Source organism: Kribbella sp. NPDC002412 (assembly GCF_053592935.1).
Map to the genome: position 1 here is coordinate 11,191 of NZ_JBSFBL010000044.1, position 20,817 is coordinate 32,007.

Here is a 20,817-nt window from a genome sequence, read left to right on the forward strand (position 1 = left end):
GGTTCTCGCTGGTGAGGAGTTCTTGCTGCTGAGGGGTTCTCGCTGGTGAGGAGTTCTTGCTGCTGAGGGGTTCTCGCTGGTGAGGAGTTTTCTTGCTGGTGAGGAGTTCTCGCTGGCGAGGCTCGAGGTCGTCGTGGCTCGGTGGCACGCGGGCCCGACAGGGAACTCGCTGGCGCACCGGCTCGGTGAGCCCGGAACGGCGATCACGCGTACTGCAGGTTGGCGACCCTGATCCGGCCGTCCCCGACCGTGAAGTCGTAGTGCGCTCGCCAGCCCTCCGACCCCGCCGGCGCCCAGTGCACCAGCAACTTCTGCCCGTCGGCGCGCTGCTCGACCACCTCGAGCACGCGCAGGGTGCCGCCGATGACCTCGTTGCCGGCCCAGGTGCGGATCGCTCCGTGACCGGCGATGGTCCGCGACACGTCGACGATCCGCCCGTCCGGGTGGAACGAGTTCACCAGCCCGTCGAGATCGCGCCGCCCGACCGCATCGACGTACGCCTGCGCCGCCGGCACCACGGCCGGCTTCCCGGCACCCACCGTCCCCGACGCCGCCGGTCCAGAGGTAGCCGGTCCAGAGGTAGCCGGTCCTGAGGTGGTCGGTCCTGAGGTGGTCGGTCCTAAGGTGGTCGGTCCTGAGGTAGCGGGTCCTGAGGTAGCGGGTCCTGAGGTGGTCGGTCCTGAGGTAGCCGGTCCTGGGGTGGTCGGGGGTGAGGTTGTCGACTGGGGGATTGTCGGCTGGCCGACTGTTGGATTGTTGGCAATCGGATCGTCGGCCGATGACGAGCCGCCTCCGCAGGCGGTCAACAAGAGGATTGCCGACAATCCGACGATCGCCTTCATCGGGCGTCCTGCAGCAGGGTTGCGCCGACCGGCTCGATCCGCGCGAGTACGGCGTCGACGCGAGCCAACGTGTCCGGGTGCAAGGTGATCTCCGCCGCCGCCAGGTTCTCCACGATGTGCGCCGGCGTACGGCTGCCCGGGATCGGCACCACCGCCGGATCCTGGTGCAGCAACCACGCCAGCGCCAGCTGACTCCGCGTGATCCCAAGGTCCACGGCCAGCGCCTGCAAAGCGGCGTACGACTGGTTGTTGGCCTGCAGACTGTCGGCACCGAACCGCGGCGCGTTGTTCCGGAAGTCATCGGCAGCCAGCTTCTGCACAGTGCCCGTCAGGAACCCGGCGCCCAGCGGGCTCCAAGGTACGACGCCAACGCCAAGCTCCCGCGCGACCTCGAGAAGCTCCGGATCCACCGGCCGCCACATCGACCACTCGGTCTGCACGGCCGCGATCGGATGGACGGCGGACGCCCGCCGCAGCTCGTCCGGCGTCACGTTCGACACCCCGAGCTGCCGAACCTTGCCGTCAGCAACAAGCTCGGTCATCGCGCCGATGGAGTCCTCGATCGGCACCTGCGGGTCCGGGAAGTGCAGGTAGTACAGGTCGATCACGTCGGTCCCGAGGTTGCGCAGACTGTCCTCGGCGTACCCCCGGATGTACTTCGGCTCCGCGTTCACCAGCAGTTCCTCGAACGCGAACCCGACCTTGAGCGGATGGGCCTGCGCCCCATCGGCCAGCTTGAGCCCGAACTTGGTTGCCAGCGTGATCTCCGAACGCCGGCCGCGGATCGCTCGCCCGACCAACCGCTCGTTGTGGCTGGCGTCGCCGTACGCGTCACTGGTGTCGATGAAGGTTCCACCGTGGTCGATCGCCGCCTGCAGGGCAGCGACCCCGCGGTCGTCGTCGATCTCGCCGTACATGCCGGGGGAGAGCACCATCGCGCCGAACCCGATCGCCGGCACCTGAAGTTCGCCAAGGGTGCGAAGTGTTGTCATGGCTTCAGCTTTGGTCCGGGGCCGGGGCGCCGTCCAAGACCTGTTGGTATAACCATTGGTTATGGACGCCCACCTGCGGGAACTCCGGTACTTCGTCGCCACGGCCGAGGAGCTGACCGTGACAGCCGCGGCTGCCCGGCTGTTCGTCTCGCAGCCCGCGCTGTCCAAGCAGCTGCGAGCGCTCGAACGCCGCCTCGGCTTCGACCTCTTCGTCCGGCTGCCGCGCGGCCTCGCGCTGACGGACCAGGGGAGTGCTCTGCTTCCCGTCGTACGCACGATGCTCGAGACCTGGGACCGCGGCTACACCGAGGCGCGCTCACTCAGCCATCCTCAGCAGTTGATTGTCGGCATGCAGACAGCCGTCGGCCGCGACCTGCAACGGCCGGCCGTCGCCCGCTTCCGCGAACGCGCACCCGGCTGGACGGTGTCGCTGCGGCTCGTCGGCTGGGACGACCCAACCGCCGGCCTCGCCGACGGCACCAGCGATGTCGCCTTCCTCTGGCTCCCACTCGGCCTCGACGACATCGCAACCCGGGTCCTGGTCCGCGAACCCCGCTGGGTCGCCCTACCCGCAGGACACCCGCTGGCCGACCGCGACGACATCCCGTTCGCCGAGTTGGCGAATGAACCCTTCGTCGCCTTACCCGCCGCAGCCGGCCCCCTGCGCGACTTCTGGCTAGGCCTGGACGCCCGCCCCACCTCACCGACAGTCGCTGCCGAAGCCACCGCCGCCGACGAAGTCCTCGAACTGGTCAACGCAGGAGTGGGCGTCGCCCTCATAGCCGAAGGCAACGCCCACCTCTACAAACGCCCGGGCCTCACCTTCCGCCCGGTCCCAGACCTACCCCCAGCCGAACTAGCCCTGGCCTGGCGCCAATCCGACCCCCGCCCAATCGTCAGCCTGTTCGCCGACTCGGTGCGAGAGTCGTCATCGGATCGACTCGATTGATGTAACGAGCTGCTGGCCGCGGCGATATCGCAGATACGAGCTATTTTCGCGAAGGCGCTCACGCTGGGGGAAGCATTCCAATGAAGGATCTGACGAGCGCGATCAACGGTGGGGCCTCTCGACCGGGGCGGCGTCGTTTCGGATCGATCGGTGTGAGGTCCGTTTCCGTGCAGTTGGCTGTGCGCGAAGCGAGGCTCAAAGCTCTGGCTCGTGAGCTTCTGAGGCAGGCCCAACTCGCTGGCAATCGCGGTGACGAGCGATTCAAAGGCCAGCGCTTGAACGAGGCTGAGCGTGTCCTCCAGCGGCTCGGACCAGGCGCTGGACAGTCTCAGCTTCAAGCCCAGCTGAGTCGCCTGCGCGGGGCGCCTGAGGTGAAACGGCCCCAGGCGAGACGACGTCGAGGTCCTGCGAAGCTATGCGAGGACTGCGGAGTGCGAGACGCGGTCGTGAGCGCGAAGTACTGCGGCGGATGCGCGACTCGCCACGGCTGGATCTCATGCACCTCCTGCGGCGCAAGCTTCAGGCCCGGCAAGTCGACCGCACAGATGCCACAATGTCGCAAGTGCTCAGCCAAAAGCGGCGGCAGCAGAAAGAGCCGGGGGACCTCAGTCTGGACGGTGTCGGGCGGCCTGCCGACGCTCGGTAAGCGTCGGTAGACCGCCCGGCACATCGTTAGTCGCGAGAGCCGCCGAGGCGGCGTAGCGCATTACCAGGCGTAGTCCTCGGGGGCGGTCTTGTAGCCCGGGAAGATTTCGTCGAGGCGGGCGAGCGCCTTGTCGTCGAGCTTGATGTCGACCGCGCGTACGGCGGACTCCAGCTGCTCCATCGTCCGCGGCCCCACGATCGGACCAGTCACGCCCGGCTGGTGCAGGAGCCAGGCCAGCGCGACCTCGCCCGGCTCGTGGCCGAGCTCGTCGGCGAACGCCTCGTACTGCTCGATCTGCGGACGCAGCTTCTCCAGCGTCTCCTTGGCCCGGCCCTCCAGCCGCCGTACGCCCTCGTTCTCCTTCCGGATCACACCGCCGAGCAGGCCGCCGTGCAGCGGGGACCACGGGATCACGCCGAGCCCGTAGTGCTGCGCCGCCGGCAGAACCTCACGCTCGAGGTCACGCACGATCAGGTTGTAGAGCGACTGCTCACTGACCAGGCCGGTGAAGTTCCGCTTCTCAGCCGCGGCCTGCGCCTGCGCGATGTGCCACCCCGCGAAGTTGCTGGACCCGGCGTACAGGATCTTGCCCTGCTGCACGGCGACCTCGATCGCCTGCCAGATCTCCTCCCACGGAGTCGCCCGGTCGATGTGGTGGAACTGGTACAGATCCACGTAGTCCGTCTGCAGCCGCTTCAGGCTCGCGTCGAGCGCCCGGCGGATGTTGAGCGCCGACAACTTGCTCGTGTTCGGCCAGTCCGCACCCATGTCGCCGTACACCTTGGTGGCGAGCACCGTCTTCTCCCGGTTCGCCGGACTCTTCGCGAACCACTCCCCGATGATCTCCTCGGTCCGCCCCGGGTAGATCGCCCGCCCGTACCCGTTGGCCGTATCGAAGAAGTTGATCCCCTTCTCATGCGCCGCATCCATGATCGCGTGCGCATCCCCCACCTCGGTATGAGGCCCGAAATTCATAGTTCCCAACACGATCCGACTGACACTCAGCCCCGTACGCCCAAGATAAGTAAAGTCCATACCCCCACCCTCCCCCGCCCCCGCCCACACTTCCAACAAAAGAATCAACTCAAACCCATCACCCACCCTTCTGAGTCGAGATCAGGAAGAGGCTGCGGGTGGGGTCAGGCGACGACGGAGGCAGCTTGGAAGACTTCGGTGGGCATGGGATGGGTTAGTTGCCAGGTGATGGCGATGGGGCGGCTGCCGGTGTGGGTGGTGTAGGTCGCTGGGCCTAGGAAGAGGTAGGGGGATGTGCCTAGGTCAGTGAGTTTGTGTTGGCGGGCAAAGATGAGGATGTTGGTGTCCTGCTCACGGTGGTTGAGGTAACGCTGGCCGGTGGGGGAGTCGACGGAGGTGTTGCTCTGAGATTCCCAGTGGAAAAGCGTCGGGCTGATCGCGTAGTCGCGGTACATCGTCGTAGGGGAGTAGTCGGCTTCGGACTTGGTCAAGGTCACGAGAAAGGCGTCGACCTTGCGCTCTTGCTCGAACAGGACGCCGGACTGGAAGGTGCTCGGTCGGCGTTTCAAGTTTGCGTAGTCAAGGGCAGCAAGGATCTCCTCACGCTGATACCGAGCGTGGACCCGAAGCGGCAGATCGCTGAGTCGGCCCGACAGTCTCAGCGTGCGGTGGCGAGCATGATCCATCGCGAAGTCGATGACTTCGATCAGTTCATCGCGCAGAGCCGGCTCTCGCCGGAGTGCGTTGAAGCCGTCGGAGTAGGAGGTGAAACCGCCGCCATCTGGCCAGAGCGAGAAAAAGAGCATGCGGGCGAAGGAGCGATCTGTCGTGCCGAGATCGTCGTACGACGGTGCGCCGTCGTGAAGCAGCCGCCGATAGGTGAGGACGCGCTCGCGGTCGTCGACATGTGCGAGTGCACGGACGCGACGCAGGAGTGCGGCCTCGTGGTGTGAGCCCTCGCGAGTGCGTAATCCTGCTTCGCGGCGAAGGGCGGTCCAGTTGCGGCCGGTTCGCAGAACATCGCTGAGTTCGGCGCCCGACTCCTCGAGGAACGTTGGCAGGCTTTGGTCCCCGTGCGCTCTGAGCTCGCTGACCATGTCTCGCCAGCGACCTACGACTTGAGTTCGGAGGTTGGAGAGCACGACCTCCTGTGCCACCTTGTCGAGGACGATCTGGCAACCAGCGGGGAGGAACGGAAAGCCCTGCTCTACCTGGCGTTCCAGGCCTTTGCGGGTGTCTCCAGTCAGCGCGCGGAAACGCTTGTCAAAGCGGAACTCCTTGCGCTGATGACCGACGAAGTCGAGTGCAGTGAGGACAGGCTTCCCCTCTGCCTGGCGCAGACCGCGGCCCAGTTGCTGGAGAAACACTGTGGGGCTCTCGGTCGGGCGGAGGAACAGGACCGTGTCGACTTCGGGGAGATCGAGGCCCTCGTTGAAGAGATCGGCCGCAAACAGGGCGTTGACTCGACGCTCTTTCAGGTCGCGCAAGGCCGCGTCACGCCCGGCCGTCGACGTCAATCCCGAGACGGCGCGAGCTGGGATTCCCGCCTTGGTGAAGACGTCGGCCATGTATTCGGCATGCGCAACCGAGACACAAAAGCCAAGCGCTCTCATCGCCCGCACGTCAGTGAGCTTGTCTTCGACTTCGCGAAGCACGATGGCGGCGCGGCCGTCGTTGCCGGTGTACAGGTCCTCGAGCTGCTGTTCGTCGTACCGACCGCGCTTCCACGTCAGGTCGGCGAGGTACGTGCCGTCGGCAATTCCGAAGTAGTGGAACGGGCAAAGCAGGTCTGCTGAGAGTGCGTCCCACAGCCGCAGCTCGACAGCAGTTCGGCCGCCGAAGTAGCTCTGGAGATCGAATCCGTCGGTACGCTCGGGTGTCGCGGTGAGCCCGAGCAACTCTCGAGGTTGCAGGTGTCTGAGCAAGCGTCCATAGGTTGGTGCCGCTGCGTGATGAAATTCGTCGACGACAACAACGTCGAACCAATCCGCCGGCATCTTCGTCACGTCGTACGACGTCAGCGCCTGGACAGATGCAAACACGTGCCGCCAACGCTCGGGCCGGGTGCCGGAGTGATACTCCTCGCCGAACGAGGCATCGGCTAAGACTTCTCGGTAGGTCCGCAGGGACTGCTGCAGGATCTCCCGACGATGCGCGACGAAGAGTAGGGACGGCGCCGGCTCACCGCGCTCGGCTGCGGCGTCACGAAGGCGGCGATAGTCGAGTGCCGCGATTACTGTCTTGCCCGTTCCAGTTGCCGCGACCACGAGGTTGCGGTGCCGGTCATGGACCTCGCGTTCGACCTCGATCTCCTCGAGCATCTCGGCTTGGTAAGGCCGTGGTCGCACCTCGAGGCCAGCAAGCGAGATGGTGACTCGATCCGACGCGGTCCGATTGCCGAGCGCGGCTAGAGCGTCATCGAGTCGATCCCGGTCGCGCTGAGGGTCGTAGATCTCGAACGTTGAGTCGTTCCAGTAGGTATCGAAGGTTGCGCGGAACTTGTTCAGGAGGTTCGGCGTAGCGATGCGCGACAGCCGAACATTCCATTCGATGCCATCCAGCATCGCCGCCCGGGACAGGTTCGAGGAGCCGACGTACGCTGTGTCGAAGCCGGTTTGGCGTCGAAACAGCCATGCCTTCGCGTGGAGTCGGGTTCGCAGGACGTCGTACTGAATCTTCACCTGGGCGCCGAAGTCGTTGACTAGCCGGTCAAGCGCGGGTCGATCCGTAGCACCCATGTAGGTGGTCGTGATGACGCGAAACGGTGCGTCGCGGAGTCGGAGTCGTTGCAGTTCCGGCTCGAGCAGTCGAAGTCCGTACCACTTCACAAAGGCGCAGATCAGGTCGACCTCGTCCGAGGTGTCGATCTCTGCGCGGAGTTCAGGTCCAAGCGACGGCTCGCCGTGTGAGTTGGTGAGCAAGGCAGCGTCAGACAGTGGCGTGCTCGGACGGACGTCACCGAACGTCTTGGCTCCCGGAGCCGCTGGAGGATGCAGCGCATGCAGTTGCCGCGGCTGCCCCTCGGGGAGTGAGTCGCTGTGCGCCGCAAGCTGCCGGAGGAGGTCGTTGATCAGTGCAACTCGTTGGCCCTGGTCTCGCGTACTAGCCAGCGCGCGCAGTACGGCGTCCCGCACATGCCGAGCGAGGACCTCCGGCTGGTCGGCCTCGTCAATGCTGTGTAATACCGCGACCTGTCCATCCGCCTGGCTGATCGCCTCAAGCAGACCGTTCGTGACCAGCGCGTCGTAAATCCCTGGCTCCATCTAGCTATCACCCCTCGCGAAGGAGCTTGCCAGACAGCGCCGACAATCCCTGACCTTCGACCGAGCGTGTCCTGTAACTCCTCCATGCGGCTACCGCTATGGTCATTTGTGATCGCGGTTAAGGCGTCCCAGACGCTCCGACGCTCCCGTTCGATGGGGGAGGTCGGCTGGATGTGGCCTGGCGATCCGGGAGCCCGAGAATGACTCGCGGCCGTGGCGAATGTGCCGCTCGTTTAGTCGCTGTCCGTCGCTCAGAACCTCGCGAACGCAGGCCGGGCGTAACGGACTGTTCCAGTCAACCCAGCAGTTTGGAGAGCAGTGTGAATGAGCTGGCCGAAGTACGCACCAGACGAGGGCGTGACCCGCACTTCGTCAACGTGGACGTGGCCCAGCGAGAAGTCGGCTACCTGGAGCTGTCTAACGACGGCGAGATCGTGAGTTCCGGGGTGCACGACGAGACTCAGGCCGGCCATGCGGCCTTGATCGACGAGCTGTGGCGTCTGGCGGCACCTTTCGTCAGCGCAGCCGCAGACTGCACGGTCCCACGGCAGCAATGACCGTCTGCGGTAGGCGTACGCCGGGTGCGCCTACCGCAGACGGTCAGCCGAAGAGGTAGGCGTTGATTTCCTTGACCTGTTCGGCCATGTCGGGGAACTCGATCACCTCGGCGCCGGCGGCCTCCAGTAGTTCCGCGCCCTCGCAGTCGACGAAGATGGAGGGTTCTCGCCAGGCTAGGACTACGCGGGGGATGCCTGCGGCAATGATTAGCTGGGTGCAGGTTGCGGGGCGGGACGCTCGTTTGCTGCAGGGTTCGAGGCTGGTGTAGATCGTGGCTGCTCGGAGGCGGGGGTCGTCGGAGGCGATCTTCGTGAGGGCGATTTCTTCGGCGTGGTCGTGAGGGTCGGTCTCGCGGGAGTAGCCGGTGGCGAGGACTTCGCCTTCGGCGCTCACGATGATGGCGCCGACGCAGAAGGCGGTGGGGGAGGTCGGGCAGGATCGGGAGAGGTCGATCGCCTGCTGGAGCCAGAGGCGGTCGTCAGGCTTCGACATGGCTGGTGCTCCTCGGCAGGTAGCGGAGGAGGACGACGTCTCCGATCTGCTTGACCTCGGCGAGGTTCATCCGGTGAGCAGGACCTTGCGGGAATGCTGCGTCGCCTACGAACCGGGGAGCGCTGCCATCGCCCACGAAGAAGGGGGCGATGACGAGGTGGATCTCGTCGGCGAGGTCGGCGGACAAGAACTGGGTGTGCATGGTTCCGCCGCCCTCGACCATGAGTCGCTTGACGCCGCGGTTGGCGAGGTCCTCGAGGATGAAGCCGAGATCGACCGTGGCGCCGGCATCCACAACTGTGCTGACCTGGCCGACGGACTGTGTGGTCTTGGCGACTGCTGACGTTGGGACGTAAACGATCTTGTCCACCTCGCCGGTGCTGAAGAACTTGGATGAGGGATCGAGATCAGCGCTGGCGCTAACGGTCACCTTGACAGGGGATTCAAGTCAGACCCGCATCCAAACGTTGCTTGCGGCGATCGTCTGAGCGGACCAGAAGCCGGGGATTGTCCCGGCGGATCGTGTTGGCGCCGACGAGGATTGCATCGACACCGGCACGTACCTCGTCGACCCTGTCGAAGTCTCGTCGTTGGAGAGGAGGAGACGCTCGTCAGTGTTGTCGTCGGTATAGCCGTCGACCGATGCTGCGACCGACAGCAGGACGTACGGACGATCAGGCACGTGATTCTCCTCGGTCGGCGTGGATGACGTAGTCGAGCATGTCGACGAAATCTTCCTTCATCTGCTCGATCTCCATTGTGCTGGCCCTCGGATCCAGACGGGCGCAGGTGTCCAGCGTCGCCAGGGCGTCGGCTGGAATCCAGGAGCTCTGCGTGGGATGGCGACGTACTTGTTGAAAGATCGCCTGAGCAGTGCCGCCACTGGCGCCGTACGGGAGAACCCGTTTGCCGAGCGCGACGGCCAGGTCCGCCTTGGCGAGCGTGCCGGCTCCGCTGCCGACGACGACGTACTGCGCGTTGGCGACGGCCGCGGAGTAGGGATGGCGATCGTCACGCAGTGAATCTCAGGTCAGGAATCACGCTCAGATCGATCCCGTAGCGGGCGTACACCTTCGTCGTGTTCTCACCCGTCAACTGCTCCTCAGCGAAGCCGAGTGTGGCCTCACCGGGGCCTGCTACAGCGGTCTAGGGCGGGGCGCGAACGCCTCGCCCTAGACAGTCGTGCTAGCTCAGTTGTGGTGGTGGTCTAGTTGGCCTCGGATTTCGCCGCCGGGGAAGAGGTTGGTGTGGACGTTGGCGTAGGTGGTGCCGTTGCGGATGGCTTTGACGAAGTCGTCGAATTGGCCGGGGAGGAGGGATTGGCCGGTGGGGCCGATGATGTCGGTGGGGCGGATTGTGCCGGTGATCGTGGCGGGGGCGGCGGGGCAGGCTTGGGTGCCGGCCGGGCCGTTGCCGAGGTTGGTGCAGAGGAAGACGCTGATGCCGCCGCTCTGGGCCTTGCCGCCGAAGTGGATGTGGGCCTGGGAGACCGTGCCTTCCAAGGCGGAGTAGCTGAGGCGCCAGGTGATCCGGTCGTTGCGGTCGTCGATCTGGGCCTGGAACCGGCCGGTGCCGTTCGTCGAGATCGGGGCCGGGTCTTCCTCGTAGCCGGACAGCTGTTCGCGGACTGTGTTGCCCGAGTCGTCACGGCCTGCGGTTGCGACACTGCCTGATGCGGTCGCCGCCACCCCGATCGCGATGGCTGCGGCCAGCAGATGTGCTCTTCTTGCCACCATGTGCTCCTCCCTCACCGAGGCGTACGTCGATGGTGTGACTGTCGTCACACTCCGATCAACGGCGCGGAGGGCTCGCCGGTTCAATCAGCCGGGGAGTTTGTGCGGCGGTCAGAGTTCTCGGTTGGGTGGTGCGCCGCGGCGCGGGCCGGTGTGTCGCTGGGCGGTGGGTGGTCTGAGCGCGGCGGGTCCGGACGGCGGTACGCCGGCGATGGCAGTGGCAAGGGCTTGGCGGAGGTCGGATGGGAGGGGTTGGCGGATCGGTGCCGAGGCGCGGGTCGCGACCACCGCCTCGAGTCTCTGAATCCTCGCGACCACCGCCTCGAGTCTCTGAATCCTGATGCCTCGCCGGCGGCCGAGGCGGGCCGCGGCCACCTCGAAAGGCCGGTCGTTCTTCCGCGGCTCGAAGGCTACGACCTCCCGGTACGGCAACCCGCCGTCGGTGGCCTCGAACTCCCGGTAAAGCAGGCGGTGCGAAAGGCCGAGTTCCAGGCTGCCCCGGGTCTCCGGAATCACCGAAAGCGTGATCTCCGCGCAGTCGCTGAGGTCGTAAGTGCCGTAGCCGAGTCGCTTGCCTAGGAGGAGTTCTTCTTGGCCGTGGGCGAGTGCGCGCAGGCCGAGCTCGAGTGCCTCGAGCTCGCGGCGGCGTAGTCGCCGGCCTGTTGAGTTGCTGCAGCACGCTTGAGGATGGCCAGTTGTTGCTGGATCTCCGGGCGGACGAGGAGGCGGTACTGCGTCACTGCGGCTGGGGCAGGTCGGAGTCGTCGATGGGTTTGCTGAGATCCAGGTCGAACTCGGCGGCCACCTCCTCGATCGGGATCGAAGGCTGGGGATTGGCGAGGCGGTGGCGCACGACGGAGTAGCTGGAGTCGAAGCCTTCCTCATCAGTGGCGGTTTCGACGAGGGCGCGCCAGACCTCGAACGGGATGACGACGGCCTCGGGTTGGCCGGCGTCGCCGAAGATCAGGGGTTCGGTCTCGCCGGAGCGGAACAGCTCCAAGAGGTTGGGCAGGTGTTTCGAGGCTTCTGCCGTGGTGAGGACGCAGACGCGGTCGCCGTTCGGCAGGAGGTGTTCGGTTTCGGGGGACATGACAACAGCTTAGGAAAGACGGCTGGTGTCTCGCCGGAGTTATCCACAGGGTTCTGCGCAGCCTGGGCCCTGTGTCAGGGTGACCCATATCAGGCGGGCGCTGCGGATCTGGTCAGAATTCTCGGTTGGGCAGCGCGCCGCGATTTGGACTGGAGCCTGGGCGGCTCGTGGGCGGTTCTGGTCGGGCGGTTTCCGGTTTGGGCCTGCCGCTGAAGGCTGCGGTGAGGGCTCGGCGTAGGTCGGGTGGGAGAGGTTGGCGGATGGGTGCGATGCCGCCTGGCTGGGCGGCGGCGTGCGTCGTCCGGGATCGCACGCCTGCCTCGCGGTCTAGGCGGCGGGCAGCCTCGTCAAAAGGGCGGTCGTCCTTGCGATGTGCGAATGCGACGACCTCGCGGTACGGCGGGCCGCCGTCGTCGGACTCGAATTCGCGGTAGATCAGCCGGTGGGATGGGCCGAGCTCGATGTTGTGGCGTCTCTCGGGGACGACGTCGAGCTTGATCTCCGCGCAGTCGCTGAGGTCGTGTCGGCGTCGGCCCAGCCGCTTGCCGCCGAAGTCTGCTTCTCGGCCATCGGCCAAGGCGCGGAGCCCCTGCTTCAGGGCCTGGAACTCGCGCTGGCGCAGACCGCCGGACTGTTGAGTCTTGGCTGCGTGGCTGAGCGCTGCGAGTTGCTCCATCACCTCCGGCTTGAGCAGGAGGCGGTACTGGGTCATCGCGATTTCGGCGGATCGGACGGGTTCTCGTCTTCGTCGAGGTCCCAGCCGATCTCTGCTGCGGCCTCCTCGAGTGGGACCGAGGGACGTGGGTCTGCGAGGTTCTGGCGAGCCTTCTCGTAGGCGTGATCGAAGCCGTTCTCGTCGGCTGCGAGGGCGTCGAGGCGGCGCCAGACATCCCACGGCACGACTACGGCCTCGGGCTGGCCGGCGTCGCCGAAGATGAGAGGTTCCGGCCGGCCGGAACGGAAGAGGTTGAGGAGGCTCGGCAGCTGTTCGGACGCCTCCGAGGTGGGGTGCACCCAGACGCGTTCGCCGTCCGGAAGAAGGTGGGGCGTTTCAGGAGTCATGCGGACAGCTTAGGAAGGAGAGGTCGTGTTGCGTTGGGGTTATCCACAGGGGTTCTGAGTAGCCTGGGGGGATGGGTGAAGGGCGGTGGGTTGAGGTTCGGGTGGTGGGGGATGACGGGAAGGGAGTGAAGGTTGTTCAGCAGTTGCGGAAGGAGCTGGCTGAGCAGGAGTTCATGACGCAGGCGGGGATCGGGGACGCGCCGGAGATGGCGGTTGCGTTGAGTGGGGCGGACGTGCCGGCCTTGATCGACGTACTGAAGAGCTGGATCTGCCGGCGGCACGGGCCGGGGTCGGTCCGGCTGACCGTGGGGGCGGAGTCGATCGAGGTGGACAAGCCGACGTTCGACGAGGGTGTGCTGGAAGCGTTTCTGAACGGGTCTTAGGTCAGGCGCGCGAGGGCTCGGCCGACGGCGGCAGCACCGACGTCGATCGCTTCGGCGACTCGCGCGACCGGGCCGGACAGGTTCAGCCGGAGCTGTCGGCTGTACGACGACGCGTCGAAGGGGCCGTGGGCTCCGTGGTCGCCGGGGACCGGGTCGTAGAGGTTGTCCGGGTCGTCGGTCGGACGCGGTTCGTCGAGCTGCTGGCTCGCGTAGCCGGTGCGGCCCAGGAACGCGTCCAGCAACGGGCCTGCAAACCGCTCGCCGAGGATTGTGTAGACGGTCGGAAAGCCGACCCAGACCTGTCGCCGCCGGTGATGCGCAGCGTGCCAGATCGCCTCGGCCGCGAGCTCGGGTTGGTAGATCGGCGGCACCGGCTGGGTACGGCGGCGCAGCTTCGACCGCTGGATCCGGAACTGCGGTGTGTTCATGGCCGGCATGTGCACCTCCACCAGCCGTACGGCGCTCCGATCGTGCAGCAGCTCGCATCGCACCGAGTCGGTGAACCCCTGGATCGCATGCTTCGCCCCGCAGTACGCCGACTGCAGCGGGATCCCGCGGTACGCCAGCGCCGACCCGATCTGCACGATCACCCCACGATCGCGCGGCATCATCCGGTGCAACGCGGCCCGCGTCCCGTTGACGAAACCGAGGTAGGTCACCTCGGTCACCCGCCTGTACTCGTCGGCCGAGATCTCCAGGAACGGCCCGTACACGGTCGCCATCGCATTGTTGATCCAGACATCGATCGGCCCGAGCTCCTCGACGATCGACAGCGCGGCCTTCTCCAGGGCCTCGGCGTCACTCACGTCAACCGGTACGGCGACCGCCCGCGACCCGGCCTGTTCGACGTCGGCAACAGCCCCCGCGAGACCGTCCGAACCACGGGCGATGAGGCCCACGTCGTACCCGCGTTCGGCGAACAGCCGCGCACACGCCCGCCCGATTCCAGCACTCGCTCCGGTGATCGCCACGACACTCATGGCCTCGCCGGTGCCCGTCGTAGCCTGATCGACACGCCACCTGAAGTGGCCGTTCGGGCCGCGACCGGTGATCGCCGCGGCAGTTCTGCTCCTGGTGGGCAGCACCCTGGTTGGGTCGCCGGCGCTGGCCGCGCATCCCGAGGTCAGCCTGCCCGGGAGCCGTCCGGTACCACCAACATGGACTTCGAGTTCAACCAGTCCTCGACGCTGACCTCGAACGGCGTGCCCTGGCCCGCACCCAGCCGGTGACGTGCTGATCCAGTACGACCTGTCGCAAGGCAAGACGAACCCGGTGCTGTTCTGTCCCGGTGGCTGACCACCGGCGCGACCTCGTTGTGCGAGGCATCGAACTCGCTGCCCTGCTGGAGCGACAAGCAGAGCCTGAGCGCGCAGGGCGACGCGACCGGGTCGATTCCGGCCGGCGACGCGGACGGTCAAGCACGACGACGCGACACCGCCCAAGTGCTGGCTGGCGCCACCTTCCAGCTGCGCAGGGACGCGGCGCCGCTGGCTGGCTCACCTGGCGCCGAAGACGTGGTCGTCGGTACGTGGACGACGGATGCGAATGTTCGTCGACCCGCGGCAACGCGGCGCCATCGAGGTGACCAAGACCAGGAAGCACGCGGCGTCCGGTCCCGGCAAGCATCCGCACGCGGGTGTCACCTTCACCGTCAACGGCGTCAGCCAGGTGACCGACGCCAACGGCAAGGTGTGCTTCGACGGCCTGCTGTTCGGGAGTTACAGCGTCACCGAGACGCTGCCCGCCAACTACGCGACGGACGGTCCGCTGATCAAGACCGTTGTCGTGAACAACAAGGCAAGCTGCACCGACTCGCCGTACGTGGGCGAGACCGTCGCCTTCGGCAACACGCGGTTGTCGACGATCACGGGTGTCGTTCAGCTCGCAGGTCGCCGGTAGTACGGCGGCGCGGATCTCGTGCACCGGGTGGGCCGCGACGCCGCCGGACGGCACGCCGAGCACCTTCGAGCCCAAAGAAGCCCGGGGTACGCGAGCGCGCGGCTGGGCATTGTGCGGTTGATGCCGCAGGCGTAACGTCGAGGCACCATTAGGCGATGTGGCTGACTGGGGTCGGCTCACCAAGGGGGCACTGCAGGACGCCCGGGCGTGCTGACACCAGCCTGGGCACGACTCCGTTCCCGACGAGCCGGTGCCCGGTCATCTGAGATCGACGGCGGTACCGCGCCACCCCCCGCGCCGTGTACCCCGTGCCGGCGATCGGGCAGACGGAGGACGGCTCCCCCACACGTCCCTCCAGTTGGGTGGAGCCCACCGGAGCCCGGGGTGCGCGAGCATCCCGGGCTCTCGCGCGCAGGCATGGTCCGTGGTCCGAACGGGCACCGGAGGAGGTACGGCGTACGGCGACCCGAGAAAGGTGGTCGACCAATGATCAGTACGCACGTACTCGACCTGGTGACCGGGCGGCCCGCGGAAGGAATGACGGTCGTGCTGGAGGAGGCCGAATCGTCCAAGGTGCTCGGCTCCGGATGTACCGATGTGGACGGCCGGGTCGGTGAGCTGGGGCCGGCGCTCGGGCGGGCCGGGGAGCACCGGCTGGTCTTCGAGACCGCGGCCTACTTCGGGAAAGCGGGGCGGACCTGCTTCTTCCCGCAGGTGGTCGTCGCGTTCACTGTCGTCGACCCGAACGCCCGGCTCCACATTCCGCTGCTGCTGAGTCCGTTCGCGTACTCGACGTACCGCGGAAGCTGACTGTCTACGAGAAGATTGTCGACAACATGCCGGTGCGGCCCGAGCACCCTGAGCAGGGTGCGGGGCCGCACGGGGATGGGCGTCTACAGGTTGCGGAAGAAGGTGCGGAGGTCGGCGGTCAGCTCGTCCGGCCGCTCGAGGGACGCGTAGTGGCCGCCCTTCTCGAAGTTCGACCAGTGCACGATGTTGGTGTTGTCGCGCTCGGCCAGCGGCCGGATCGTCTTGAAGTCGTCGGCGAAGACGGCGACGCCGGTCGGGGCGTGGTTCTGGGCCGGTTCGGCGCCGGAGTGGGCCTCCTCGTAGTGGTAGCGACCGGCCGCGGCCGAGGTGTTGGTGAACCAGTACAGCGAGACCTCGGTCAGGATCTGGTCGCGGGTGACCAGGCTGGTTCCGTTGCCGAAGCTGTTGAAGAGCTCGTTCCAGGCCAGCTGCCCGACCGGTGAGTCGGAGATGCCGACGGCGACGGTCTGCGGCCGGGTGCCGTTGATCTGGTTGTACCCGCCGACCGACTGGAACCACTGCAGGTGCTCCAGCGCCGCGTAGTCCGCCGGCGTGAACTTCTCGAACTCGGCCGGGTCGCCCGACGGGAAGGAGAACAGCTGCAGGACGTGCAGTCCGAGGAAGCCGTCCGGGTTCAGCAGGCCGAGCTCACGCGAGACCATCGCGCCGGCGTCGGAGCCGTGGACGCCGTACGACGAGTAGCCGAGCCGGCGCATCAGGGTGTCGAAGGTGCGGGCCACCCGGGCCATCGTCCAGCCGCGCTCCACCAGCGGGGTGCTGAAGCCGAAGCCCGGGATGGACGGGACGACGACGGAGAACGCGTCCTCGGGCGAGCCGCCGTACGCGACCGGGTCGGTCAGCGGCGCGATCATGTTGAGGAAGTCGACGAACGAGCCCGGGTAGCTGTGCACCAGCAGCAGCGGCGTCGCGTTCTCGACCTTCGACGGGACGTGGATGAAGTGCACGGTCTGGCCGTCGACGTCGGTCAGGTAGTGCGGGAACTCGTTCATCCGGGCTTCCTGCGCCCGCCAGTCGAACCCGTGCTGCCAGTGGTCGACCATCTCGCGGAGGTAGTGGTTCGGGGTGCCGTAGTCCCAGTTGTCACCGGGAGCCGGTTCGGGCAGCCGCGTCCGCGCCAGGCGGGCGTGCAGATCGTCCAGGTCGGCCTGGGCGATGTCGACGGTGAAGGGCCGGATGCTCTCGTTGGTGTTCATGGCTTTACCGTAGAATCCTTATAGGAACATTTGATTCCTATTTGGGAGATTGATTTTGCTCGAGACTTCGTCGCGGTTGCTGAGCCTGCTCGCCTTGCTGCAGACCCGCCCGGCCTGGACCGGCGCCGAGCTGGCCGAGCGGCTCGAGGTGACGACGCGCACTATCCGCAACGACATCGACCGGCTGCGCGAGCTCGGCTACCCGGTCGACGCGACGCGCGGCCCGGCCGGGCACTACCAGTTGGGCGTCGGCGCCAAGCTGCCGCCGCTGCTGCTGGACGACGAGGAAGCGGTGGCGGTCGCCGTCGGGCTGCGGACCGGTGCCGGCGTGGCCGGGATGGGGGAGAGCAGCGCGCGGGCGCTGACGAAGCTGGAGCAGGTGCTGCCGCATCGGCTCCGGCGCCAGGTGAACGCGATCCACAGCACGATGGAGAAGGGCCCGGACAACACCGGCTCCAACGTGAAGGACCCCGAGATCGACCCGGCCCTGCTGACCGCGATCGCGGCCTGCATCCGCGACGAGCACTACCTCCGGTTCGACTACGAGATCCCCACCGACGGCCCCATCCGCGGTCCGGGCTCCGGTACGGCGTCCTCGGGGTTGCCGATCCTGGTCGCGCCGTACCGGTTGGTGAGCTGGCAGCGGTACTGGTACCTGGTCGCGCGGGACGAGGCCGACGCGTGGCGGACGTACCGGGTCGACTGGATGTCGTTGCGCATGGCAACAGGCCGGCGATACCAGCCGCGCCCGATGCCGGGCGACGACTACACCGACTTCGTACTGCGGGACGTCGCCACGACCGGGTGGAAGGTGCACGCCCGGATCACGGTGCTCGCGCCCGCGCAGGAGGTGTTGTCCCGGATCCACGCTGCCGTCGGCGTGGTCGAGTCCGTCGACGACGACACCAGCGTCCTCGTCACCGGCGCCGAATCCCTCGAGATCGTTGCCGTCTACATCGGCATGCTCGGCCTCGACTTCCACGTCGACGCCCCACCCGAACTCGTCCAGCACCTACGCACGATCGGCAACCGGTACTTGCGCGCGATCGACTAGCTCTCGGTGCCCAGGCCGGCGTTGCGGGCTTGGATGATCGCGGTGGCGCGGTCGGCGATGCCGAGTTTGGTGAAGATGGTGGAGACGTTGTTCGCGACCGTCTTGGCGGCGAGCTCGAGGCGGTGGGCGATGGCGGAGTTCGAGAGTCCGGCGGCGAGCAGGTCGAGGATCTGGCGTTCGCGGGTGGTGAGCTCGGGGAACGGGTCGGCGGCGGGTGGCGGGGCGGAGAAGAAGCTCAGCACGCGGCGGGCGACGCCGGGACCGAAGATCGCCTCGCCGGCCGCGACCGCCCGGATGGCGCGGGCGATCTCTTCCTGCTCGGCGCCCTTGACCAGGTAGCCGCGGGCGCCGGCGCGCATCGCGGCGAAGACCGAGTCGTCGTCCTCGAACATGGTCAGCACGAGTACGGCGACGTCCGGCGCCGATCGCGCCAATTCGCGGGTGGCGGCGAAGCCGTCGAGGTCGGGCATTTGGAGATCGAGTACGGCGACGTCCGGGCGGGTCGTGATCACCTCGCGGACCGCCTCGCGGCCGGTCGCGGCCACGCCGACGACCTCGATGCCGGGGAGCGAGGTGAGCAGAGCCGACAGTCCGGCCCGGACGACAGGGTGATCATCGGCCAGCACCACGCGAATTGTCTCGGCTCCCTCGCTGGTCATCTGGGCTCCAAGGGGAAGGTTGCTCGGACGACGCCGCCGGTCGGGGACGGGCCGGCCTCGAAGTTGCCGCCGAGTTCAGCGGCGCGTTCGCGCATCGCGTGCAGGCCGACGCCCGGCCGCCACTCGCCGTTCGGCGGCCCGTCGTCGGTCACCTCGATCTCCAGGTCGTCACCACAGCGCAACGCTAGTACCGCGGACGTCGCGCGCGAGTGCCTGACGATGTTCGTCAGCGCCTCGGTCGCGATCCGGTACGCCGCGACCTCCAAGGCCGCCGGAAGAGGTGGCAGTCCCTCCGCCGACACCTCCACTCGGACGGAGGCCCCGTCGGCGCGGAACGACAGTTGATCCGCGCGTTGCTTTAGTGCGCCGACCAGTCCGAGCTCGTCCAGCGCCGGTGGACGCAGGTCGTCGACGAGCCGTCGTACGTCGGAAATCGCCGTACGCGTGTCGGTCCGCAGGGTCGCGAGCAGGTCGCGGGCCTTGGCGGCGTCGGTGGAGACCAGGTTGGCCGCGGCGTCGGCGGTGAACGCGACGCCGGTGAGCGTCGGGCCGAGGCCGTCGTGGAGGTCGCGTCTGAGCCGGCGGCGCTCCTCTTCGCGGGCCGAGACCAACTTCTCGCGCGACGTCTGCAGTTCGGCCGAGAGGCGCGTTGCGTGCACGGCGACTGCGAGCGGTACGGCGACCAGCCCGAGCACACTGCGATCCGCCGAGGCGAGCTCCGACTCACCGGACCGGAGCCCGACGTGCAGCGCTCCGACCGCGGTTCCGCCGTACTCGAGCTCCAGGGGTACGACGGACGGCGGCGGGGTGCCGGCTTCGGCGACGATCCTATTGTCGACAATCAGACCGACGTACGGGAAGCGGAGCGCGGAGCGGATGGAGGCGACGACCCCGGGGAGGCCGGCTGAGAGTTGTTCGCCGACCTGGGAGGCGACGCGGGCGGGGTCGCCGCGGTCGCCGTACAGGGCTCGGTCGACGAGTTGCTGCAGGCGGGGCAGGATCGGGGCGATGATCAGCGCCACCAAGACGGTGATCGCGGCGGAGCGGCCGACGCGGGACGAGACCAGCGAACCGAGGATCGCGGCGAGGGCCGCGTAGGCGCCGATGGCAACCAGTGACAGCAGGCCCCAGGTCAGTGCGCGCGATACGACCAGCCGGATGTCGAGGAGCTGGTAGCGGACGATCGCGACCGCGACGGCGACCGGGATCAGTGGGATCGCCAGTAGAACAAGGATTGGCGTGCCGGCGAGGAACGACCACGGGGTGATGAACAGGATCGCGACGACGGATGCCAGCAGCAACCAGAGGAGTTGCCTCCGGCCCGTTTCGTCGGCTCTGCGGTACCGGATGGCCAGGCAGGTGATGGCCAGGAGGAACGCGACGATGTTGCGGAGCTCGGTGAGCGTCCAGAGTGGGCCGAGGTCGTCGTACGCGGAAATCGTGAGGTAGCCGCGCGGGAGGCCCTGACCGGGGGCGTCGCCCGCGCCGGTCATCTCGAGGACGAACAGCGGTGACGTGGCGATGATGCCGATCGCTGCCCATCGCCAGCGGGAGGAGAGCAAGTGACCGGTCGGGAACAGCAGGAGGGCGAGCGGCAGGAACAGGGCGATCGACCACGGCCACGCCCACATCGACAGGGTGACGAGGAGACGCTGGGCAACTATCGGCGCGTCGGCGTCGGTGAGCAGCTGACCGAGCGGCGTGGTCACCGCGGTGGTCGCGTGCCCGATGCCGTCGGCGATGAACAACCACCCGATCGGGTTCGCCGGCCGGTGCCACGCAATCACCGCCCCACACAGCCCGAACGTCAGCCCCATCAACCCGTTCGTCACCACAAACGCATCCACCGCGTTCTGCCAGCCCCACCCCACCACCACCGCCAGCACAACCGCCCCCACCACCTCAACAACCACAAACCCCCCAAGCCCCGCCGCCAACCCCCGCCACCGCCCCGGCCGAGAGCCGCCGGCGTCCTCGGGGTCGGTGCCCCACCCTTCCCGAGGTGCGCGCTGACCACCGCCGGCGCCCCCGTCGCCAAACCCACCGTCCGGCCCGCGCCGGCCCTCGTCGCCCACGTCGTGCGCAGGCTCGCCGAGCCCACGGTCCGGCTCGCGCCGGCCCTCGTTGCCCACGTCGTACGCAGGCTCGCCGAGCCCACGGTCCGGCTCGCGCCGGCCCTCGTTGCCCACGTCGTCG

General features: G+C 67.4%; 24 protein-coding genes. 7 read left to right on the forward strand and 17 right to left on the reverse strand.

All coding sequences use genetic code 11. The features are described from left to right. Window positions 1–203: 203 nt before the first annotated feature. The gene (locus ACWCOV_RS29820) at window positions 204–539 is read right to left on the reverse strand and encodes a nuclear transport factor 2 family protein (protein ID WP_449832646.1); all 336 of its coding nucleotides are present in this window, start codon (window positions 537–539) and stop codon (window positions 204–206) included. Window positions 540–838: 299 nt separating this feature from the next. After that, window positions 839–1,834, reverse strand: coding sequence for an aldo/keto reductase (locus tag ACWCOV_RS29825; protein ID WP_449832647.1), 996 nt, complete (start codon window positions 1,832–1,834; stop codon window positions 839–841). 61 nt (window positions 1,835–1,895) lie between these two features. On the opposite strand from ACWCOV_RS29825, the gene ACWCOV_RS29830 reads away from it, so the two are divergent. Continuing rightward, window positions 1,896–2,783, forward strand: a complete 888-nt coding sequence (locus ACWCOV_RS29830; RefSeq protein WP_449832648.1) for a LysR family transcriptional regulator — start codon at window positions 1,896–1,898, stop codon at window positions 2,781–2,783. 706 nt (window positions 2,784–3,489) lie between these two features. On the opposite strand, the gene ACWCOV_RS29835 is transcribed toward ACWCOV_RS29830, so the two are convergent. Together ACWCOV_RS29835 and ACWCOV_RS29840 are read right to left on the reverse strand one after the other, a co-directional pair. Next, complete coding sequence (locus ACWCOV_RS29835) at window positions 3,490–4,464, reverse strand: aldo/keto reductase (RefSeq protein WP_449832649.1); 975 nt, start codon at window positions 4,462–4,464, stop codon at window positions 3,490–3,492. 104 nt (window positions 4,465–4,568) lie between these two features. Beyond that, a complete protein-coding gene (locus ACWCOV_RS29840; protein WP_449832650.1) occupies window positions 4,569–7,667 on the reverse strand; it encodes a DUF3427 domain-containing protein in 3,099 nt (1,032 codons plus the stop codon). 320 nt (window positions 7,668–7,987) lie between these two features. On the opposite strand from ACWCOV_RS29840, the gene ACWCOV_RS29845 reads away from it, so the two are divergent. Beyond that, window positions 7,988–8,224, forward strand: coding sequence for a hypothetical protein (locus ACWCOV_RS29845; RefSeq protein ID WP_449832651.1), 237 nt, complete (start codon window positions 7,988–7,990; stop codon window positions 8,222–8,224). Between the two features lie 43 nt (window positions 8,225–8,267). Here ACWCOV_RS29845 and ACWCOV_RS29850 read toward each other — a convergent pair whose 3' ends face one another. Genes ACWCOV_RS29850 through ACWCOV_RS29860 form a run of 3 tightly spaced genes read right to left on the reverse strand, consistent with a single transcriptional unit; the run spans window position 8,268 to window position 9,259 of the window. Further along, a complete protein-coding gene (locus ACWCOV_RS29850) occupies window positions 8,268–8,717 on the reverse strand; it encodes a deaminase (protein ID WP_449832652.1) in 450 nt (149 codons plus the stop codon). Next, window positions 8,704–9,147 carry a RibD family protein gene (locus ACWCOV_RS29855; RefSeq protein ID WP_449832653.1) on the reverse strand — a complete coding sequence of 148 codons (444 nt, stop codon included), beginning with the start codon at window positions 9,145–9,147 and terminating at the stop codon, window positions 8,704–8,706. Before ACWCOV_RS29855 ends, ACWCOV_RS29850 begins: the two co-directional genes overlap by 14 nt. A gap of 13 nt (window positions 9,148–9,160) precedes the next feature. Then, complete coding sequence (locus ACWCOV_RS29860) at window positions 9,161–9,259, reverse strand: hypothetical protein (RefSeq protein ID WP_449832715.1); 99 nt, start codon at window positions 9,257–9,259, stop codon at window positions 9,161–9,163. A 297-nt stretch (window positions 9,260–9,556) separates the two neighbouring features. Here ACWCOV_RS29860 and ACWCOV_RS29865 point away from each other — a divergent pair, with 297 nt between their 5' ends. Then, window positions 9,557–9,739 carry a hypothetical protein gene (locus tag ACWCOV_RS29865; protein ID WP_449832654.1) on the forward strand — a complete coding sequence of 61 codons (183 nt, stop codon included), beginning with the start codon at window positions 9,557–9,559 and terminating at the stop codon, window positions 9,737–9,739. A gap of 168 nt (window positions 9,740–9,907) precedes the next feature. On the opposite strand, the gene ACWCOV_RS29870 is transcribed toward ACWCOV_RS29865, so the two are convergent. The 6 genes from ACWCOV_RS29870 to ACWCOV_RS29895 form a co-directional block, all read right to left on the reverse strand. After that, window positions 9,908–10,450 carry a CHRD domain-containing protein gene (locus ACWCOV_RS29870; RefSeq protein ID WP_449832655.1) on the reverse strand — a complete coding sequence of 181 codons (543 nt, stop codon included), beginning with the start codon at window positions 10,448–10,450 and terminating at the stop codon, window positions 9,908–9,910. A gap of 111 nt (window positions 10,451–10,561) precedes the next feature. Beyond that, a complete protein-coding gene (locus tag ACWCOV_RS29875; RefSeq protein ID WP_449832656.1) occupies window positions 10,562–10,966 on the reverse strand; it encodes a hypothetical protein in 405 nt (134 codons plus the stop codon). A gap of 59 nt (window positions 10,967–11,025) precedes the next feature. Continuing rightward, window positions 11,026–11,190, reverse strand: a complete 165-nt coding sequence (locus ACWCOV_RS29880) for a hypothetical protein (protein ID WP_449832657.1) — start codon at window positions 11,188–11,190, stop codon at window positions 11,026–11,028. Beyond that, a complete protein-coding gene (locus tag ACWCOV_RS29885) occupies window positions 11,187–11,540 on the reverse strand; it encodes a hypothetical protein (protein WP_449832658.1) in 354 nt (117 codons plus the stop codon). Before ACWCOV_RS29885 ends, ACWCOV_RS29880 begins: the two co-directional genes overlap by 4 nt. A gap of 112 nt (window positions 11,541–11,652) precedes the next feature. Then, window positions 11,653–12,252, reverse strand: a complete 600-nt coding sequence (locus tag ACWCOV_RS29890; protein ID WP_449832659.1) for a hypothetical protein — start codon at window positions 12,250–12,252, stop codon at window positions 11,653–11,655. Next, window positions 12,249–12,602: a hypothetical protein gene (locus tag ACWCOV_RS29895; protein ID WP_449832660.1), complete on the reverse strand. Its 354-nt coding sequence runs from the start codon at window positions 12,600–12,602 to the stop codon at window positions 12,249–12,251. Before ACWCOV_RS29895 ends, ACWCOV_RS29890 begins: the two co-directional genes overlap by 4 nt. Before the next feature lie 71 nt (window positions 12,603–12,673). Here ACWCOV_RS29895 and ACWCOV_RS29900 point away from each other — a divergent pair, with 71 nt between their 5' ends. Next, complete coding sequence (locus tag ACWCOV_RS29900; protein ID WP_449832661.1) at window positions 12,674–12,985, forward strand: hypothetical protein; 312 nt, start codon at window positions 12,674–12,676, stop codon at window positions 12,983–12,985. Here ACWCOV_RS29900 and ACWCOV_RS29905 read toward each other — a convergent pair. Continuing rightward, complete coding sequence (locus tag ACWCOV_RS29905; RefSeq protein WP_449832662.1) at window positions 12,982–13,965, reverse strand: SDR family oxidoreductase; 984 nt, start codon at window positions 13,963–13,965, stop codon at window positions 12,982–12,984. The genes ACWCOV_RS29900 and ACWCOV_RS29905 overlap by 4 nt on opposite strands. A 559-nt stretch (window positions 13,966–14,524) precedes the next feature. On the opposite strand from ACWCOV_RS29905, the gene ACWCOV_RS29910 reads away from it, so the two are divergent. Together ACWCOV_RS29910 and uraH are read left to right on the forward strand one after the other, a co-directional pair. Beyond that, window positions 14,525–14,884 (forward strand): SpaA isopeptide-forming pilin-related protein, encoded by a 360-nt coding sequence (locus ACWCOV_RS29910; protein ID WP_449832663.1) that lies wholly within the window; start codon window positions 14,525–14,527, stop codon window positions 14,882–14,884. Window positions 14,885–15,370: 486 nt separating this feature from the next. After that, window positions 15,371–15,694, forward strand: a complete 324-nt coding sequence (gene uraH, locus ACWCOV_RS29915) for a hydroxyisourate hydrolase (protein WP_449832664.1) — start codon at window positions 15,371–15,373, stop codon at window positions 15,692–15,694. 83 nt (window positions 15,695–15,777) lie between these two features. Here uraH and ACWCOV_RS29920 read toward each other — a convergent pair whose 3' ends face one another. Then, the gene (locus tag ACWCOV_RS29920) at window positions 15,778–16,908 is read right to left on the reverse strand and encodes an epoxide hydrolase family protein (RefSeq protein WP_449832665.1); all 1,131 of its coding nucleotides are present in this window, start codon (window positions 16,906–16,908) and stop codon (window positions 15,778–15,780) included. 55 nt (window positions 16,909–16,963) lie between these two features. Here ACWCOV_RS29920 and ACWCOV_RS29925 point away from each other — a divergent pair, with 55 nt between their 5' ends. Further along, window positions 16,964–17,962, forward strand: coding sequence for a helix-turn-helix transcriptional regulator (locus ACWCOV_RS29925; RefSeq protein ID WP_449832666.1), 999 nt, complete (start codon window positions 16,964–16,966; stop codon window positions 17,960–17,962). On the opposite strand, the gene ACWCOV_RS29930 is transcribed toward ACWCOV_RS29925, so the two are convergent. Both ACWCOV_RS29930 and ACWCOV_RS29935 read right to left on the reverse strand, forming a co-directional pair. Next, window positions 17,959–18,621: a response regulator gene (locus tag ACWCOV_RS29930; RefSeq protein ID WP_449832667.1), complete on the reverse strand. Its 663-nt coding sequence runs from the start codon at window positions 18,619–18,621 to the stop codon at window positions 17,959–17,961. The two genes, ACWCOV_RS29925 and ACWCOV_RS29930, sit on opposite strands and share 4 nt — an antisense overlap. After that, a partial coding sequence (locus ACWCOV_RS29935) for a histidine kinase (protein ID WP_449832668.1) occupies window positions 18,618–20,817 on the reverse strand: 2,200 nt, incomplete at its 5' end. The genes ACWCOV_RS29935 and ACWCOV_RS29930, both read right to left, overlap by 4 nt.

Coding starts and splice junctions, on each gene's coding strand:
- ACWCOV_RS29825 (WP_449832647.1), bottom strand. CDS start 1,834: ATGACAACACTTCGCACCCTTGGCGAACTTCAGGTGCCGGCGATCGGG.
- ACWCOV_RS29830 (WP_449832648.1), top strand. CDS start 1,896: ATGGACGCCCACCTGCGGGAACTCCGGTACTTCGTCGCCACGGCCGAG.
- ACWCOV_RS29835 (WP_449832649.1), bottom strand. CDS start 4,464: ATGGACTTTACTTATCTTGGGCGTACGGGGCTGAGTGTCAGTCGGATC.
- ACWCOV_RS29840 (WP_449832650.1), bottom strand. CDS start 7,667: ATGGAGCCAGGGATTTACGACGCGCTGGTCACGAACGGTCTGCTTGAG.
- ACWCOV_RS29850 (WP_449832652.1), bottom strand. CDS start 8,717: ATGTCGAAGCCTGACGACCGCCTCTGGCTCCAGCAGGCGATCGACCTC.
- ACWCOV_RS29865 (WP_449832654.1), top strand. CDS start 9,557: ATGGCGACGTACTTGTTGAAAGATCGCCTGAGCAGTGCCGCCACTGGC.
- ACWCOV_RS29885 (WP_449832658.1), bottom strand. CDS start 11,540: ATGTCCCCCGAAACCGAACACCTCCTGCCGAACGGCGACCGCGTCTGC.
- ACWCOV_RS29890 (WP_449832659.1), bottom strand. CDS start 12,252: ATGACCCAGTACCGCCTCCTGCTCAAGCCGGAGGTGATGGAGCAACTC.
- ACWCOV_RS29895 (WP_449832660.1), bottom strand. CDS start 12,602: ATGACTCCTGAAACGCCCCACCTTCTTCCGGACGGCGAACGCGTCTGG.
- ACWCOV_RS29900 (WP_449832661.1), top strand. CDS start 12,674: ATGGGTGAAGGGCGGTGGGTTGAGGTTCGGGTGGTGGGGGATGACGGG.
- ACWCOV_RS29905 (WP_449832662.1), bottom strand. CDS start 13,965: ATGAGTGTCGTGGCGATCACCGGAGCGAGTGCTGGAATCGGGCGGGCG.
- ACWCOV_RS29910 (WP_449832663.1), top strand. CDS start 14,525: ATGCGAATGTTCGTCGACCCGCGGCAACGCGGCGCCATCGAGGTGACC.
- uraH (WP_449832664.1), top strand. CDS start 15,371: ATGATCAGTACGCACGTACTCGACCTGGTGACCGGGCGGCCCGCGGAA.
- ACWCOV_RS29920 (WP_449832665.1), bottom strand. CDS start 16,908: ATGAACACCAACGAGAGCATCCGGCCCTTCACCGTCGACATCGCCCAG.
- ACWCOV_RS29930 (WP_449832667.1), bottom strand. CDS start 18,621: ATGACCAGCGAGGGAGCCGAGACAATTCGCGTGGTGCTGGCCGATGAT.